The sequence below is a fragment of the Glutamicibacter nicotianae genome, from assembly GCF_002797775.1.
Lineage (GTDB): Bacteria > Actinomycetota > Actinomycetes > Actinomycetales > Micrococcaceae > Glutamicibacter > Glutamicibacter nicotianae.
This window is the reverse complement of the sequence record NZ_PGEY01000001.1, coordinates 1,762,014-1,778,812: the sequence shown is the minus strand read 5'-3', so window position 1 is coordinate 1,778,812 and position 16,799 is coordinate 1,762,014. Positions and strand designations below refer to the sequence as shown.

The 16,799-nt window shown below is 62.0% G+C and carries 12 protein-coding genes; 10 read left to right on the top strand and 2 right to left on the bottom strand.

Translation table 11 applies throughout. The annotated features are described in order from the left end of the window. Positions 1–37 precede the first annotated feature (37 nt). On the bottom strand, positions 38–1,279 hold the full coding sequence (locus tag ATK23_RS08195) for a THUMP-like domain-containing protein (protein WP_066140670.1): 1,242 nt from the start codon (positions 1,277–1,279) through the stop codon (positions 38–40). A gap of 455 nt (positions 1,280–1,734) precedes the next feature. On the opposite strand from ATK23_RS08195, the gene ATK23_RS08190 reads away from it, so the two are divergent. The 5 genes from ATK23_RS08190 to guaB all read left to right on the top strand — a co-directional run bounded on the left by ATK23_RS08190 (position 1,735) and on the right by guaB (position 9,710). Then, a complete protein-coding gene (locus ATK23_RS08190; protein WP_100339256.1) occupies positions 1,735–3,291 on the top strand; it encodes an amino acid permease in 1,557 nt (518 codons plus the stop codon). Positions 3,292–3,495: 204 nt separating this feature from the next. Next, complete coding sequence (groES, locus tag ATK23_RS08185; RefSeq protein WP_013349608.1) at positions 3,496–3,792, top strand: co-chaperone GroES; 297 nt, start codon at positions 3,496–3,498, stop codon at positions 3,790–3,792. Between the two features lie 33 nt (positions 3,793–3,825). Continuing rightward, on the top strand, positions 3,826–5,430 hold the full coding sequence (gene groL / locus ATK23_RS08180) for a chaperonin GroEL (RefSeq protein WP_066140667.1): 1,605 nt from the start codon (positions 3,826–3,828) through the stop codon (positions 5,428–5,430). A 499-nt stretch (positions 5,431–5,929) separates the two neighbouring features. Next, the gene (locus tag ATK23_RS08175; protein ID WP_066140664.1) at positions 5,930–8,083 is read left to right on the top strand and encodes an acyltransferase family protein; all 2,154 of its coding nucleotides are present in this window, start codon (positions 5,930–5,932) and stop codon (positions 8,081–8,083) included. A gap of 121 nt (positions 8,084–8,204) precedes the next feature. After that, positions 8,205–9,710 (top strand): IMP dehydrogenase, encoded by a 1,506-nt coding sequence (gene guaB / locus ATK23_RS08170; protein ID WP_038990687.1) that lies wholly within the window; start codon positions 8,205–8,207, stop codon positions 9,708–9,710. A gap of 268 nt (positions 9,711–9,978) precedes the next feature. On the opposite strand, the gene ATK23_RS08165 is transcribed toward guaB, so the two are convergent. After that, positions 9,979–10,533, bottom strand: a complete 555-nt coding sequence (locus ATK23_RS08165; RefSeq protein ID WP_157066370.1) for a hypothetical protein — start codon at positions 10,531–10,533, stop codon at positions 9,979–9,981. 274 nt (positions 10,534–10,807) lie between these two features. Between ATK23_RS08165 and ATK23_RS08160 the strand changes: the two genes are divergently transcribed. The 5 genes from ATK23_RS08160 to guaA all read left to right on the top strand — a co-directional run bounded on the left by ATK23_RS08160 (position 10,808) and on the right by guaA (position 16,638). Next, complete coding sequence (locus ATK23_RS08160; protein WP_245858345.1) at positions 10,808–12,082, top strand: BtrH N-terminal domain-containing protein; 1,275 nt, start codon at positions 10,808–10,810, stop codon at positions 12,080–12,082. A 174-nt stretch (positions 12,083–12,256) separates the two neighbouring features. After that, positions 12,257–13,408 carry a GuaB3 family IMP dehydrogenase-related protein gene (locus ATK23_RS08155; protein ID WP_066140656.1) on the top strand — a complete coding sequence of 384 codons (1,152 nt, stop codon included), beginning with the start codon at positions 12,257–12,259 and terminating at the stop codon, positions 13,406–13,408. 174 nt (positions 13,409–13,582) lie between these two features. Further along, positions 13,583–14,392 carry an SURF1 family cytochrome oxidase biogenesis protein gene (locus tag ATK23_RS08150; protein ID WP_066140653.1) on the top strand — a complete coding sequence of 270 codons (810 nt, stop codon included), beginning with the start codon at positions 13,583–13,585 and terminating at the stop codon, positions 14,390–14,392. Between the two features lie 50 nt (positions 14,393–14,442). Then, on the top strand, positions 14,443–14,907 hold the full coding sequence (locus ATK23_RS08145) for a DUF3817 domain-containing protein (protein WP_038990681.1): 465 nt from the start codon (positions 14,443–14,445) through the stop codon (positions 14,905–14,907). Positions 14,908–15,051: 144 nt separating this feature from the next. Next, on the top strand, positions 15,052–16,638 hold the full coding sequence (gene guaA, locus ATK23_RS08140; RefSeq protein ID WP_066140650.1) for a glutamine-hydrolyzing GMP synthase: 1,587 nt from the start codon (positions 15,052–15,054) through the stop codon (positions 16,636–16,638). Positions 16,639–16,799: the final 161 nt, after the last annotated feature.

The following is a 16,799-nucleotide window of genomic DNA, read 5'->3' as shown; positions in this document are numbered from 1 at the left end:
CAGGGCAATGTTCCGGTGGGACCTGCGTCACCCCAGATTAGTGCGGGATGACCTCGAATGCTACGCGCTTGTCTCCCAGACGGGCCAGGATCAGCGTGGCCTTGTTCTTGGCGCACTTGGGAGTGCCCGCTAGCAGAATGCGCCGCAGTTCTTCCGGAGTGACGTCGACTCCGCGCTTCTTGATATCCAGCGTGCCGATGCCGTTTGATTTCACCCAGCTGCGCAGCTTCTTGACGTTGTAGTCGTGGACTGCCAGGACTTTGTAGCCGCGCGCAAACGGCGTGGAAATCTGCTGTTCATGGGTGAAGTAGGCAATATGCTCATCGAGCAGATGACCGCCAGTCTGCTCCAGCAACGTCGAAATCAGGTGGGAGCGGATCACTGCGCCATCTGGTTCGTAGATGTGCGCTTGCAAGTCGCCTACCGGTGCTGGCTGGTCGTTCTCCGCGGTATCAGCACTGGACAATTCGTGAGCGCCGTCCTTGTCGATGACTAGCGCTGCGCGGGCAATGTCCTTGCGCTTCAGCTTGCCGAACCAGAGGCAGGCCTCGATGACCGAGCCATGGTCCGAGATCCAGACCGCCTCGGCATTCTCCGGGATCGCTTCATGAGGAAGGCCAGGGCCCAGCTTCACTCCGACATCCAGCCCCGAGTCCACCAGTTTCTCCACGAAAGACAGCGGAGGGGAGAACGCCTCGGGGTCGAAGAGCCGACGGGTGCTCCCTTTCACGTCGGTGCGCCGCGCAGGATCCAGCCAGACACCATCAATGCCGGTCAGGTCCGTATCCTCGGCACTGCCGTGGATTACTTTGGCGTTGTCAAAGGGCATCAGGTTCAAGGTTGTGGCGGCCGCAGTCGTTTCATCCAGCTCAACGGCGGTGACCTGCAGTCCTGCGCTGGCAAGCGCAATCGAATCGGTGCCGATGCCGCATCCGAGGTCTGCCACATGGGTGGATCCGGCATTCGTGTAGCGGCGTGCATGCAGCCCGGCAATGGTGAGGCGGGTCGCTTGCTCCAATCCGGCCGGGGTCAGGACCAGCGAATCGGCGAATGGGCCGAATTTCACCCGAGCCCTGAATCGCAGCTCGGCCTGGGCCATGACAGCGCGGACCACCTTGGGGTCGTGGCCCTCCTTGCGCAGCTTCTCGTTCAGCGCCCAGGCGGCATCCTTTGAAGCCACCATGGATGGATCGATGGTGGAAAGCAGCTTCCAGCCATCTTCCGAAAGCAGAGCGGCGAATTGTTCAATCAGCGTGAAGTCATTTGAAGCCTGGGCCATGAACCAAGACTATCGTCGATGAGCCTCGGGCATGTGCGGGCATCATGGTGCGTCCAGCCCGCAAAGAACGTGATCTATGTGACAAAAGCGCGTCATATTCGGAATTCACAGAATCACCGAGAAGGCATTGCCACGACTTGGTACGCGGGCCGGGAGCACCCGGGAAAGAAGCATCTTGAAGCCGGAGGATCTGAAATCCGAACCTCGCTAGAGAAAGGGATGCTTTTTCATGAGTATCAAATTGGTTAGAAAGCGTAATCCTTGTTGCCATCTGGTGCATCCGACTAACAAGTAGTGCTCTCGCTGTTTTACAGTTCTCCGTCACCGTGCAGCCGTTATCTGGACTGCGGAGCAGTATTGTCGGCAAGCGGGCAAACGCCTTCCGCAAAACGTGAAGTGATCCGCGTCGCATTCCGTCGTGCGACTGGTGTTGTATGGCACCTGTGATGAAACCTATGCAGCGAACGACAACGACGTCGACTATCGACCAAAAGACCGCGGCCGTTACGCCGGGGGATCCGGCGCCTCTGGCGCAGAACCAGCTCAAGCGCGGCATGAGCAGCCGCCACCTGCAGATGATCGCCATTGGCGGTTCCATCGGCACCGGGCTGTTCGTGGCCTCGGGCGGCACGATTGCCCAGGCGGGACCCGGTGGCGCATTGCTGGCCTATGCAGCCGTAGGACTCATGGTCTACCTGCTCATGCAGTCCCTAGGCGAGATGACCGCGAAGATCCCGGTGGCAGGATCCTTCCAGACCTTCGCCACCCGCTTCGTCTCTCCGTCCTTCGGATTCGCCATTGGCTGGAACTACTGGTTCAACTGGGCCATCACCGTCGCGGCGGAACTGGTCGCCGCCGGCATCGTGATGAGCTTCTGGCTGCCCGATGTTCCCGGTTGGGTCTGGGCCGGAGTCTTCCTGGTTGCGCTGACCGCATTGAACGCCCTGTCTGCCAAGGCCTTTGGCGAGGGGGAGTTCTGGCTCGCCCTGATCAAGGTGGCCACCGTCATCGCCTTCCTGGCCGCTGGCGTGCTGATGATTTTCGGCGTCCTCGGATCGCACGCCGATCCTCTGGCGAACTGGCGCGAAGGCAAGGATGTATTCCATGGCGGCTGGCTGTCCATCGTCTCGGTCTTCATGATTGCCGGTTTCTCCTTCCAAGGCACCGAGCTGGTGGGTGTCGCCGCCGGCGAGGCCAAGGATCCGCGACGCGAAGTGCCCAAGGCCATCCGCCGGGTGTTCTGGCGCATCATGCTCTTCTACATTGGCGCAATCTTCATCATCGGCTGCCTGATTCCCTTCACGGACCCGAGCCTGCTGGCCAGCGGCGAAGCGGACGTGGCTTCCTCGCCCTTCACCCTGGTCTTTGAGCGGGCCGGCATCGCCTTTGCCGCGGCCGCCATGAATGCCGTCATCCTCACCGCCATCCTGTCCGCCGGCAATTCAGGGCTCTATGCATCGACCCGCATGCTCTATGCCATGGCCCATGACGGCAAAGCGCCGAAAATCTTCGGGCGCACCAACTCGCGCGGCGTGCCGATCATGGCGCTGCTGGCCACCGCGGCGGTCGGCCTGTTCGGATTCCTCACCGCGCTGGTGGGCCAGGGTGCGGCCTATACCTGGCTGCTGAACGTCTCGGGCCTGTGCGGGTTCATCGTCTGGGTGGGCATCGCCGTCTCCCATTACCGGTTCCGCCGCGGCTACCTCGCCCAGGGCTACAGCGCAAAGGACCTGCCCTATGTGGCCCCGCTCTTCCCGCTGGGGCCGATTGTGGCATTCCTGATGCTCATCGCCGTGATCATCGGGCAGAACTACCAAGCGGTGCTCGCAGGCCATGCCCTGGAAGTGCTTTCGGCCTATATCGGCTTGCCGCTGTTCCTCGTGCTGTGGCTGGTGCATCGCATGGTGACCAAGTCCAAGCTGGTCAAGCTCACCGAGATGGACCTGAATGCTCCGGAGGACATCGAGGAGTCCGCGGCTGTGCGCTCTGCGCGAACCGGTATGAAGAACTAGGGCAATGATTAGCACTCACCTTGACCGAGTGCTAAAACTCGTCCTAAAGTCATGTGTGGGTGTCGCATTGGAAGTTGCATCTGCAGCTTGCAGCGTGGCACACCGCCTGACTGGATACCACCAACTGGCACCGCGACGACGGTTGGTCCAATGCCATAGGGCGCACCCCTACAACCATTGGTTCATACACGAAAAGGAGAGACCATGTCTGTCTCCATCAAGCCGCTCGAAGACCGCATTGTCATCAAGCAGGTCGAAGCCGTAACCACCACCGCTTCGGGCCTGGTCATCCCAGACTCCGCTAAGGAAAAGCCGCAGGAAGGCACCGTAGTTGCAGTAGGCCCAGGCCGCATCGACGACAACGGCAACCGCATTCCTCTGGACGTCGCAGAAGGCGACGTAGTCCTGTACTCGAAGTACGGCGGAACCGAGGTCAAGGTCGGCAACGAAGAGTACCTGGTGCTCTCGGCTCGCGACGTACTGGCAGTCGTCGTAAAGTAACGCCAACCTCTCTAAAGTTTCAGGAGAAAATGCATGGCTAAGCAGCTAGCATTCAACGAGGATGCACGACGCGCCCTCGAAGCGGGCATCGATAAGCTCGCAAACACGGTGAAGGTCACCCTCGGCCCACGCGGCCGCAACGTGGTGCTTGCCAAGACCTGGGGCGCCCCGACCATCACCAACGACGGTGTCACCATTGCGCGTGAGATCGATCTGGAAGATTCATACGAGAACCTTGGCGCGCAGCTGGCCAAGGAAGTAGCCACCAAGACCAATGACGTAGCAGGCGACGGCACCACCACCGCCACCGTGCTCGCCCAGGCCCTGGTCAAGGAAGGCCTGAAGAACGTCGCCGCTGGCGCCGCTCCAGGCGATGTCCGCAAGGGCATTGAACTGGCTGTCGAGATCGTCTCTGACGCACTGGCAGCAAACGCCGTGGCCGTCGAGGACAAGGTTGCCAACGTTGCCGCGATCTCCGCGCAGTCGGATGAAATCGGCGAACTGCTGGCCAAGGCCTTCAAGACCGTGGGCACCGATGGCGTAATCACCATCGAAGAGTCCTCTACTACCGCCACCGAGCTGGTCCTGACCGAAGGCATGCAGTTCGACAAGGGCTACCTCTCGCCGCAGTTCATCACCGACCAGGAGCGCCAGGAAGTTGTCCTGGAAGACGCACTGATCCTGATCAACCCGGGCAAAATCTCCACCGTGGCAGAATTCCTGCCGCTGCTGGAAAAGGTCCTGGAAGCGAAGAAGCCGCTGCTGATCATCGCCGAGGACGTCGAGGGCGAAGCCCTGTCCACCCTGGTGGTCAACAAGCTGCGTGGCCTGCTGAACGTGGTAGCCGTCAAGGCTCCAGGCTTCGGCGACCGCCGCAAGGCCATGATGCAGGATCTGGCCATCCTCACCGGTGCCCAGGTTGTCTCCTCGGAACTGGGCCTGTCCCTGGACCAGGTCGGCACCGAGGTGCTCGGCTCGGCACGCCGCGTGACCGTCACCAAGGATTCCACCACCATCGTTGATGGCGCTGGCACCGACGAGGATGTGGCAGAGCGCGTAGCCCAGCTGAAGGCTGAGCTGAACCGCACCGATTCGGAGTGGGACCGCGAGAAGCTCTCCGAGCGACTGGCCAAGCTGTCCGGCGGCATCGGCGTAATCAAGGTGGGCGCTTCCACCGAGGTCGAGCTGAAGGAACGCAAGCACCGCATCGAGGACGCAGTGTCCTCGACCCGTGCGGCGCTGGAAGAAGGCATCGTTGCCGGTGGCGGTACCGCCCTGGTTGACGCGCTGGCTTCGCTGGATACCGATGCCCGCATCGCGGGCACCGAAGGCGACGTAGCAGCAGGCGTAGCGATTGTCCGCCGCGCCCTGCTGCAGCCGCTGTTCTGGATCGCTACCAACGCAGGCTTCGACGGTTCGGTAGTTGCCTCCAAGGTCGCAGAGTCCGGCGCCAACGAAGGCTTCAACGCCAAGACCGGTGTCTACGAGAACCTGCTGCACGCAGGCGTCATCGACCCGGTCAAGGTCACCCGTTCGGCACTGCGCAACGCAGCGTCGATCGCGGCCTTGGTGCTGACCACCGAGACCCTGGTGGCAGAGAAGGCCGAAGAAGCAGACGAAGAAGCGCACAGCCACTAAGGCCAAGCGTGAAGCATGGGCATAGTGCCCGTGCGCGAAAGCCGCCGCCGGGACCAGCCTCAAGCTGGTTCCGGTGGCGGCTTTCTCCATGCTGCCTTCAGATAGCGAGACAGGTTGGAAAGCATGGAACCGGAAAAGCACGCCGGGTCCAAGCTGTGGCCAGGTAGTACGCCTGGCCAAGCTTCGAGCGGAGCCCCATGCATCTGGCAGAGTACATGCATCTTCCTGTCCTGAGCCGTAGCAACTGCCTTTTCGGCATCCCAATTGCGCCGCGTCGGGCCCAAGGCAGATTGCGCCATTGCATGTTGGCATAGCCCGAGATGCGTGGTTTTGAGCATGAACCGCCGGAATTCCGGTGACATTTTTCCAAGGAGCCGCAACTAAACCATCACAAGTCAGCACTATGGGAGCTTTCTGCATTCGAGGCAGAACAGTTGTGGAAAGCGCTAGATGGGGAAGAACGCGTGGTGCGGATTGATAAGATGGTTGGTTGTCTGACGTGATTCGAGAAGAAAGCGCCGAGGACCATTTCCTGTTCCCGACGAAAGCGCAGCCAGTGACCCATACCTTGGATCAGCCTCGGAAAACCACGGAACGTGCCGGTTTCCGAGTTGATTTGCAGGGACTTCGCGCCCTCGCAGTCCTGCTGGTGATGTGCTATCACATCTGGTTCTCCCGGGTCTCCGGCGGTGTGGACATCTTCTTGATGCTCTCCGCTTTCTTCCTGACTTCCTCCACTGCCCGGCGCATTGCCCGCGGGCAGCGCCCGCCCCTGCTGGACGGCTGGCTGCATCGATTTTCCCGCCTGATCCCGCAAGCCGCGGTGGTCATCATAGGCGTGGTCATCGCTGCGTGGATCATCCTGCCAAGCACCCGTTGGCTGGAACTGATTGACCAGTCCAATGCCTCCCTGTTCTATTGGCAGAACTGGTACCTCTCGAACCACCAGGTGGACTACTACGCCTTCAACACCGCTGCCGCCTCGCCGCTTCAGCATTTCTGGTCCTTGTCGGTTCAGGGCCAGATCTTCATCATCTGGCCGCTGGTGCTCGCCGGCAGCGCACTGGTCTGGAAGAAGTTCTTCTCCCGCCGCAGCTTCGCGCTGGTAGCCGGCAGCGCCTTCGGTGCCATCTTCGTAGGCTCGCTGGCATATTCCATCCACATCACAGCCACCAACCAGCAGGTCGCGTATTTCCACACTGGCGCGCGACTGTGGGAATTCGCGCTCGGCTCGCTGCTGGCTTTGGCCCTGCCATGGCTGTCCACCCTACCGGAGAAGATCCGCCGCATTGGCGGCTGGGCAGGACTGGTCACCGTGATCGGCAGCGGTGCCGTGCTCGATGTGCAGGGACAATTCCCGGGCTTCATGGCGCTGGTTCCCACCGTCGCCGCCGCGCTGGTGATTGCCGCCCCGGCTCCGCGCAGCTGGGCCAACCCATCCGGCCTGCTTTCCCTGCCCCCGCTGGTCAAGCTGGGCGACCTGTCCTACGGCATGTACCTGTGGCACTGGCCCATGCTGGTCTTCTACCTTGAGGTCTCCGGCAATGAGAAGGCGTCCTTCCTGGCTGGTGCCATCCTCATCGCGGCATCCATCGGCGCCTCGTGGTGCACCACCAAGTTCATTGAGAAGCCGGCCATCGCCTGGCAGGCCAGCCCAAGCTTCTCGCGCTTGATACCGCAGGCCGGCTTCAAGCTGATCGCCCAGTTCGCGGTTGTTGCATTGGGAATTGGCGTAGCCAGCCTCCCTGTACTGGCATGGGAGAACAATGTCGAGCACCGCCGTGCCCTGGCTGCGGCGCAGACCGATACCGACAACCCCGGTGCCAACGCGACCGAGGACTGGGATCCATCGCCTGCTGCTTTGACCTTGCCGCTGGCCACCGAGCTGGATAGCGAGTGGCAGACCCCGGGCATCGCCTGCGAAGGGCCCAACGCCCCCGAGGATAAGCGGATCCACTTCTGCGAGCAGGGCGGCGACTTTGACGGGGGAGCACCGGACCTGGTGCTGCTCGGCGATTCCCACATGCAGCACTGGTCTGCGGCGGCATCGGCAATGATCGAGGAAGCCGGCGGAAGCTGGATCCTGGTCTACGAGCCAGGATGCCGCTACGGTTCCGATGCGGATCGCGTGGATGAAACCTGCTCCGACTTCCAGGATGCCGCGCAGGACTATGTCGCGGATTTGGCGCCGCAAATGGTGCTGACCACCGCCAGCAAAACCGTTGCTGCCCCGGATGCCATGCTGCGCAGCCCGGGAGAGCAGGAAACCTTGGTGGACAACTACGCCGAGATGATCCAGCCGCTGCTGGATGCGGGAAGCCGCGTCATCGCGATGCGCGATACCCCGCGCTACACCTACTCCATTCCCGAATGCGTGGATTCCAACAAGGGCGAATTGGACAACTGCGATGGCTCGGCCGGCTACGCCTTGAATAGCGTGAACCCTGTAGAGCAGTTCCTGGATTCGAAGGATTACGGGAACCAGGTTGTTTCCCTCGACATGACGGGGTTGCTCTGCCCCGACGGGGTCTGCAAAGCTGTCATTGGAAATGTCCTGACGTATCTGGACGATTCGCACCTGTCCAAGACCTTCGTGCTCAGCGCCAAGCGCCAGTTCGCCACCTCCTTCAAGGAAGCAACAAACTGGGAATAAGTCACCATGGATACGGTGTGAAGCATGAGCTTGAACACAGTGCGCCACGAAGGAATAACTGGAACGCCAAAAGAGCTCTACCATTTAACCAACCTCCGCTGTCGCCCCGAAAGGTTTCCACGTGACTGAGTTCAACCCCTTTGCTTTTGAAGGACTCACCTACGACGACGTTCTGCTGTTGCCTGGCCCGACGGATGTGATTCCTTCGGAGGCGGACACCACCACTCGCTTCACCAAGCGCATCAATATCCAGGTGCCAATCAGCTCCGCCGCCATGGACACCGTGACCGAGGCTCCAATGGCCATTGCGCTGGCACGCCAGGGCGGCATCGGCGTGATCCACCGCAACCTGTCCATCGAGGACCAGGCTAAGCAGGTTGACCAGGTCAAGCGCAGCGAATCGGGCATGATCACCGACCCGGTCACCGTCCACCCGGGCGCCACCTTGGCCGACTGGGATGAGCTGTGCGCGCAGTACCGCGTCTCCGGCCTGCCGGTAGTCGACGAGAACCGCAAGTTGATGGGCATCATCACCAACCGCGACACCCGTTTTGTTCCACGCGAGCAGTACATGACCACCAAGGTCTACGAAGTCATGACCGGCATGCCGCTGATCACCGCCAAGGAAGGCGTATCGCGCGAGACCGTTATCGAGCTGCTGTCCAAGAACCGCATCGAGAAGCTGCCGCTGATCGATGACGAGGGCAAGCTGACCGGCCTGATCACCGTCAAGGACTTCGACAAGGCAGAGCAGTACCCGCTGGCCACCAAGGACGAGGACGGCCGCCTGCGCGTAGCCGCAGCCGTCGGCTTCTTCGGCGAAGGCTACGAGCGCGCCATGACCCTGATCGACGCTGGCGTTGACGCACTGGTTGTCGACACCGCCAATGGCCACTCGCAGGGCGTGCTCGACATGATCGCCCGTCTGAAGAAGGACCCAGCCGCTGCGCACGTGGATGTCATCGGCGGCCAGGCAGCAACCTACGACGGTGCCAAGGCGCTGATCGATGCTGGTGCCGACGCGATCAAGGTCGGCGTTGGGCCAGGCTCCATCTGCACCACCCGCATTGTTGCCGGCGTGGGCGTCCCGCAGGTAACCGCGATCTACGAAGCAGCCAAGGCCGCGATTCCAGCTGGCGTGCCAGTGATCGCCGACGGCGGTCTGCAGCACTCGGGCGACATCGGCAAGGCACTGGTTGCCGGCGCCGACTCGGTCATGCTCGGCTCCCTGCTGGCAGGCACCGCAGAATCCCCCGGCGATCTGGTCTTCATGGGCGGCAAGCAGTTCAAGGCCTACCGCGGCATGGGTTCGCTGGGCGCCATGGAAACCCGCGGCAAGAACACCTCGTACTCCAAGGACCGCTACTTCCAGGCGGATGCCCCATCGAACGAGAAGCTGATTCCTGAAGGCATCGAAGGCCAGGTGCCTTACCGCGGCCCGCTGTCCGCAGTCACCCATCAGCTGGTTGGCGGCCTGCGCCAGACCATGTTCTACGTTGGCGGACGCACCGTTCCGGAGCTGAAGGCACGCGGCAAGTTCGTCCGCATCACCGCTGCAGGCCTGAAGGAATCCCACCCGCACGACATCATGATGACCGTTGAGGCTCCGAACTACCGTTCGCGCTAAACGCATCTGATACGGAAACCCCACCAAGCAACGAGTTCTGCTTGGTGGGGTTTTTCGTTGCAACTTTCGCCGGAGTTCTCACGGCCACATGCCAATGTGCCAGTGGCAGCTACGAGGTCGGTTGCCCAATGCCAGGAGCAATACGGTTCGCAGCGGGGCACGAGCCGAGGTGCCCACGGGCGCAACGCCGCAGGCAATGCGTTCAGAAACGAATCAGGCTAGGGATGATCGTGTTTCCTAGAGGTCTGGTGGCCGATGGGGTTCGTCTTCAGCTTTCGAATGGAGGCCAATCTTCACGAGTTGCCACGTATTTGAATTCTCCATCTTGTGTAACCACTGTGACAGAGCGAAGGTTCTTGTCCTGTTCTCCGAACCGAAGCATCGTGTTGCTGCCTACATAGGCCAAATCGGACCGGGCATCGACTTTCCACTCATAGGGTTCAAGGGTAATCAGCAATTCACCGCATTCGGGCGCTTCAAAGGGAAGCATATGCCCATGTGGATCCGTTGGGTACCACTTCAGGAAATCCTCCGGCTCATGGATGTCCATGACAACGTCCTCCCAGCCCTCATTGATTTCGTCCATCCATTGCTGCATCTTCTCATCGGCCCAGTCCTGCAGCTCTTTGTCCGAATAGTCCTCGGGTGCTTTCGAAGCCGTCGGTTCTGCAAGTGCTGGCAGTTCGGATGTTTCCTGTTGCCCAGGAGCAGGCTCGACTGCAGTTGTGGAGGCCCGGACCTGCTCAAACCCGGTATAAATGCAAGATGCCAAAGCCAGAGCTGCGATGGCAAGCAGAGGCAAACAGGTCAGCGATTTGCGCACGGTTATCTTTCTGAAGACGAGGGGAGTGATGCTAGACGTCAGTCTAAGGGAACACAGAGACAAAGACGCCTCATCGCGATCTAGTGGACTCATGCGTGGGACTGACTTGTCCAGAAGCACAGTGCACAAGGCATCCAGTACCAGCGACCCCACGTAGAATGAAAGCTCGGCAATACCTCTCGGTGCGCGGGAACCACCCGCAAGTGAGCGAACGTCAACGAAGGACATCAATTTGGGTCAGCCAGCCAATCTGAAGAAGCAAACTCGCCAGCGAATGGAGCGCACGGGGGAGAGCTACACGACCGCGCGCAAGAACATCCTGGCCGGCAAGCCTGAAAGCCCGCGGGCAGCCCGCGCCGCGGCCGCACGCGACTACGCCAAGGAAGCACGCGAGAAGGCCAAGGCGCAAGCCAAGAAGGACAAGGAAGCTCCGGCAGCTTCGCCGGCTGACGAGTTACCTGAATACCCGGCACCAGAAGATGTCATCCAATACGATGCCGCGCTGTGGCACCGCGTGCTGGTTCAAGCTGGCGTCACCAACAAGCACACCGGCCAACCGCTGAGCCAGGCGCTGCTCGCCGGTCTTGCTGGCGGCATTGGCTTCATGGCCTTCACCCACGAAGGCGGCGAAGAAACCGCAGTAACCCTGGTGACCCGGCACAACCCGGAGCCGTACACCCAGAACCTGCTGGCCCGCTGCGGTGCCACGGTCACCGAACGCACCACCGGCTCAGCTGAACGCGCCGCCGAATACATGGACGCCGCCCTGGACGCGGGCCGCGCCGTCGTGGTTCGCGTGGCAATCAGCGCGCTGCCATGGATCGACGGCACTACGGTGGATGAAGCCGAGACCCTGGACCTCGCCGTGGTTGGCGAGCACAAGAAAGACCTGCTGGTTGATGACGGATCCGGTGCCCTGAACCTGATCAGCCCCAAGGAGTTGGCCGTCGCCCGTGCGATGCGCAAGAAGGAAAAGCACTGGCAGGCGTGGATCCCGTCCTCGCGCTCGCCGAAGACCGAAACCCTGGCCGCCAACGCTGTGGAGGCTATCGAGGAAACCACCGCTCGGTTGCTGGGCACCAGCGAGCTGTCCGGGGTCCCGGTGCACTTCGCCAAGAATTTCGGCATTACCGGAATGCGCACCTTGGCCACGCGACTGCGCGATTCCGAGTCCAAGACCGGCTGGTCCCAGATCTTCGCAAGCCAGCAAGCGCTGGCCAATGGCCTGGACCAGCTGGCCGGGTTCTTCTCTGATACGCGCTTCAGCGGTGAAGGCGCATTGCGCGGGCTATACTCCGACTTCCTTGCCGAAGCAGCCGAACTTCCGGGTCTCTCGGCGTTGGCAGCGCACGTGGATGCGTATCAGCAGTTGTCTGCGCAATGGGACGAATTCGCTGACCTGATCGATCCAGAGATCGAATTCTCACAGCGCGCAGAGCACTTCGCATTACTGGCAGACGCGATAGAGCGGATCGCCGAAGCCGAGGAGCAGGCCGCGACCGCCTTGGCCGCAACAGCAAAGCAGTTGGCCGCCAAGACGGCGAAGTAAATCTGGCTCAACATTCGCCCCGGCATCGGGTGATATTGCTCACCGAATGCCGGGGCATTGTTGTCCCGGTGCGCATCCAGCCGCCGGATGCCTCGAAGCTGTCGACGCCGCAGCATCTATGGCCAGCGCACTGCCAAAAGCGGGATTATCCCGGAATCTTGGTAACCTAGTTAGGTGAGTAACGAGATTGAGATCGGCCGCGGCAAGCGGGCAACTAAGGCATATTCCCTGGACGACGTAGCGATCGTACCGAATCGCCGTACCCGTGATCCGAAGGACGTATCGGTGTCCTGGCAGATCGACGCCTTCCAGTTCGACACCCCTATCCTGGGCGCACCAATGGATTCGGTGACCTCCCCGGCGACCGCCATTGCACTGGGCAAGCTCGGCGGACTGGGCGTGCTGAACCTCGAGGGCCTGTGGACCCGCTACGAGAATCCGGAAGCAGTGCTGGCTGAAATCGCCGGCCTGGAGTCCGAGGCGGCGACCCGCAACGACCCCAAGATCACCGCCAAGCTGCAGGAACTGTATGCGGCTCCAATCCAGCCAGAGCTGATCACCTCGCGCATCTCCGAGATCCGCGACTCGGGTGTTGTCGTTGCCGGCTCGCTGACTCCGCAGCGCACCCAGGAGCACTACAAAACCGTGGTCGCCGCTGGCGTTGACATCTTTGTCATCCGCGGCACGACCGTCTCGGCCGAGCACGTCTCTAAGACCACCGAACCGCTGAACCTGAAGCAGTTCATCTATGAACTCGACGTCCCAGTGATCGTCGGCGGCGCAGCTGGCTACACCCCGGCCATGCACCTGATGCGCACCGGCGCAGCAGGCGTGCTGGTCGGCTTCGGTGGCGGCGCATCCTCGACCACCCGCCGCACCCTGGGCATCCATGCCCCGATGGCTACAGCAATTGCCGACGTGGCAGCTGCCCGCCGCGACTACATCGAAGAGTCCGGCGGACGCTACGTCCATGTCATCGCCGACGGCGGCATGGGCAACTCCGGCGACATCGTCAAGGCCATCGCCATGGGCGCCGACGCAGTGATGCTTGGTACCGCGCTGGCCCGCGCCGATGAAGCGCCAGGCGCTGGTTACCACTGGGGCATGGAAGCTGTTCACGAGGCCAGCCCACGCGGCGACCGCGCCAAGGTCGGTACCGTCGGCTCGCTGGAGAAGGTACTGCACGGCCCATCGCATGAGACCAACGGCACCTCGAATCTGGTTGGCGCGCTGCGCCGCTCGATGGCCACCACCGGCTACTCGACGCTGAAGGAATTCCAGCGCGTCGATGTCGTGCTTTCCCCTTACGAATCGGATCGCTTCTAGCGGATCTCGATCTGGCCCCGTTCTTCTGCTGAAGGGCGGGGCCAGTGCCATGTGCACGCTGGGTCTCAACGAATGGATAAGCAAGTTGGTTCCACCAGCGGAAAATAAGGCAACAGGGCTAATCTCACGCCCTTGCATTTCGAGTTCTACGCCAAATAGAAGTACCGTTAGAGTGTGCTTAAAACCGCTCTGAAGCCCAAATGGATCGCCGCCCTGCTTGCCGCGCTAGCGATCGCCACCGGATTCGTCCTGCTCTCCGGATGGCAGTTTGGCGCCTCTGAAACCGAGCCGCCGGTCAAGATCGACAAGACCGAGAAGCCGGTTGCGCTGATCGAGCATCAGGAAGTCGGCAAGGAACTGCTGGGCATCAAGGCAGACCAGATCATCACCATGGAGGGCGAATTCGTCCCGGGCACCGATCAGCTGATTTCGCCGCGGCTCAATGGGGAACAGCGCGGTGTCTGGGTGGTCACCGAGTTCAAGGTCGAGGGCGCGGACAAGGACGCCGGCATCGCCGTGGTACGCGGCTGGCAGCCTGAAGCAACCAAGCCTGCACCGGCACCGGAGGGCGAACTGGAAATCACCGGCCGCCTGCTGCCAAGCGAAGGCCCGGAATTCCGCGTGGACCTGCGCAGCCCGACGCTGCCTACGGTCGCCTCGGCGCAGCTGGCGAACATCTGGGATTCGATCCTCTATGAAGGATTCGTCTCGGCCCACGAAATCACCACGGCCAAGGGCGAGGCCGCAACGCAGGCGGGCCTGGAGCTCGTCCTTGTCGGCCCGCAGCCCCAAGGAGGCCAGATCAACTGGCTGAACGTCTTCTACGGCCTGGAATGGGTCCTCTTCGCAGGCTTCGCCATCTTCCTCTGGTACCGCATGGTGCGCGATGACTACCAGCGAGACCTTGACGAGATTGCTGAGCGCGCCGCCGAAGCACATCACAAGGGCGGCAATGCCACCCAGGCTGACAACAGCAACGAATAGCATTTCACGCACACCGCACTTCTTACCGAAATCGGAAGGAACCACCAACGATGTCCAGCACCACCCCGGCACCGAAGCCCCGGAAATTCGGCGGCACACCTAAGCAGATCCGCGCAGCCGCGAACTTCTACAAGGTCTTCGCCTACGTCACCGGCGTGATGCTGCTGCTGCTCGTGCTGGAAATGATCTTCAAGTACTTCTGGTCCTTGGAACTGTTCGTGGGCGGCACCCTGGTGGATGGCACCGCCAACGCCATCGGCATGTACAACCGCGCCGAGGTAGCCGGGGGACTGAACCTCTCGCTGGGCATCCTGATTGCGCACGGCTGGCTCTACGTGGTGTACCTGTTTGCAGACTTCCGCCTGTGGTCGCTGATGCGCTGGCCGTTCATGCGCTTCATAACGATTGCGCTCGGCGGCGTGGTTCCATTCCTGTCCTTCTGGACCGAAGCCAAGGTGCACGCTGAAGTTGATCGCGAGCTGGCGGCCCATCCGAAGGCGGCCAAGCGCTACTGACACTGCAGCGCAGTGCATTCCAAGGGCGGATCGGTTCATCGCAGATGAACCGATCCGCCCTTGCTTTTGCCAAAAATGCACTTGGTGACGCTGATGACATCACCTTGGCTGTTTCGCGCGCAGTGAACCGCGTAGACTGTAACGGTGACTACTGCTCCCCTCAATCCAGAACATAAGCCGGTTCTGGTCGTCGACTACGGGGCCCAATACGCGCAGCTCATTGCTCGCCGCGTACGCGAGGCCCGTGTGTACTCGGAGATCGTTCCGCACACCCTGTCCACCGAAGCCATCCTGGCCAAGAACCCTGCTGCGATCATCCTTTCCGGTGGTCCTTCCAGCGTCTATGCCGATGGCGCCCCTTCCGTAGGGGCCGACCTGTTCGAGGCCGGCGTCCCGGTCCTGGGCATCTGCTACGGCTTCCAGGCCATGGCTAACGCCCTGGGCGGCACCGTGGCCGAGACCGGCCTGCGCGAGTACGGCCGCACCGCAACCACCTTCGAGGGCGAAGCCCGCTCCATCCTGGCAGGCGCCGCACAGGCGCCTACCGTCTGGATGAGCCACGGCGACGCCGTCTCCCAGGCGCCGGAAGGCTTCGAGGTCCTGGCCACCACCGCTGGTGCTCCCGTGGCGGCGTTCGCCAACGAAGCCAAGCGCCTGTACGGCGTGCAGTGGCACCCGGAGGTGAAGCACTGCGAGTACGGCCAGGACGTCCTGGAGAACTTCCTGTACAACGGTGCCGGCCTGAAGGGCGACTGGACCGCGGACAACATCGCTGACGAGCAGATCGAGCGCATCCGCGCCCAGGTCGGCACCGGCAAGGCCATCTGCGGCCTGTCCGGCGGCGTGGACTCCGCTGTGGCAGCTGCCCTGGTGCAGCGCGCCATCGGCGACCAGCTCACCTGCGTGTTCGTGAACCACGGCCTGCTGCGCGAAGGCGAAGCCGAGCAGGTTGAGAAGGACTTCGTCGCTTCCACCGGCGCGAAGCTGTACATTGCCGACGAGCGCGAGCGCTTCCTGACCGCGCTGGACGGTGTCACCGACCCGGAGACCAAGCGCAAGATCATCGGCCGCGAATTCATCCGCGCGTTCGAAGCAGCCGAAGCTGCGATCATCGCCGAGGCCGCTTCCGAGGGCGAGCCGGTGAAGTTCCTGGTCCAGGGCACCCTGTACCCGGACATCGTCGAATCCGGCGGCGGCGAAGGCACCTCCAACATCAAGAGCCACCACAACGTGGGCGGCCTGCCAGAGGATCTGCAGTTCGAACTCGTCGAGCCGCTGCGCACCCTGTTCAAGGATGAGGTGCGTGCCGTGGGCCGCGAGCTGGGCCTGCCTGAGGAAATCGTTGGCCGCCAGCCGTTCCCCGGCCCGGGCCTGGGCATCCGCATCATCGGTGCGGTCAACGAGGAGCGCCTGGCCATCCTGCGCAAGGCCGACGCGATTGCCCGCGCCGAGCTGACCGCTGCTGGCCTGGACGACGAGGTCTGGCAGATGCCGGTAGTGCTGCTCGCCGACGTGCGCTCGGTTGGCGTTCAGGGCGATCACCGCACCTACGGCCACCCGATCGTGCTGCGTCCGGTATCCTCCGAGGATGCCATGACCGCCGACTGGTCGCACCTGCCATACGATCTGCTCTCGAAGATCTCCAACCGCATCACCAATGAGGTCGATGGGGTGAACCGCGTGGTTCTGGACGTCACCTCCAAGCCACCGGGAACCATCGAGTGGGAGTAAATCCCGTAGCCTGGAATTCCCCTGCCTGCTGCCGCGCTTGCGGCAACAGGCAGGGGAATTTTTTGCGTTCTGGCGCGCGGAACCCTCTTGAGGGTCAAGGCAGCGTCGCGAAGCAGACATCGTAGTTGGAAGGTGGCCGCAAGCGCATCATGGCCAATGGG

What these genes read in the sequence shown, in the direction of transcription:
- ATK23_RS08145 (WP_038990681.1), top strand. Translation starts at nt 14,443, where the DNA reads ATGTCCAGCACCACCCCGGCACCGAAGCCCCGGAAATTCGGCGGCACA.
- groES (WP_013349608.1), top strand. Translation starts at nt 3,496, where the DNA reads ATGTCTGTCTCCATCAAGCCGCTCGAAGACCGCATTGTCATCAAGCAG.
- ATK23_RS08195 (WP_066140670.1), bottom strand. Translation starts at nt 1,279, where the DNA reads ATGGCCCAGGCTTCAAATGACTTCACGCTGATTGAACAATTCGCCGCT.
- groL (WP_066140667.1), top strand. Translation starts at nt 3,826, where the DNA reads ATGGCTAAGCAGCTAGCATTCAACGAGGATGCACGACGCGCCCTCGAA.
- ATK23_RS08190 (WP_100339256.1), top strand. Translation starts at nt 1,735, where the DNA reads ATGCAGCGAACGACAACGACGTCGACTATCGACCAAAAGACCGCGGCC.
- ATK23_RS08160 (WP_245858345.1), top strand. Translation starts at nt 10,808, where the DNA reads ATGGAGCGCACGGGGGAGAGCTACACGACCGCGCGCAAGAACATCCTG.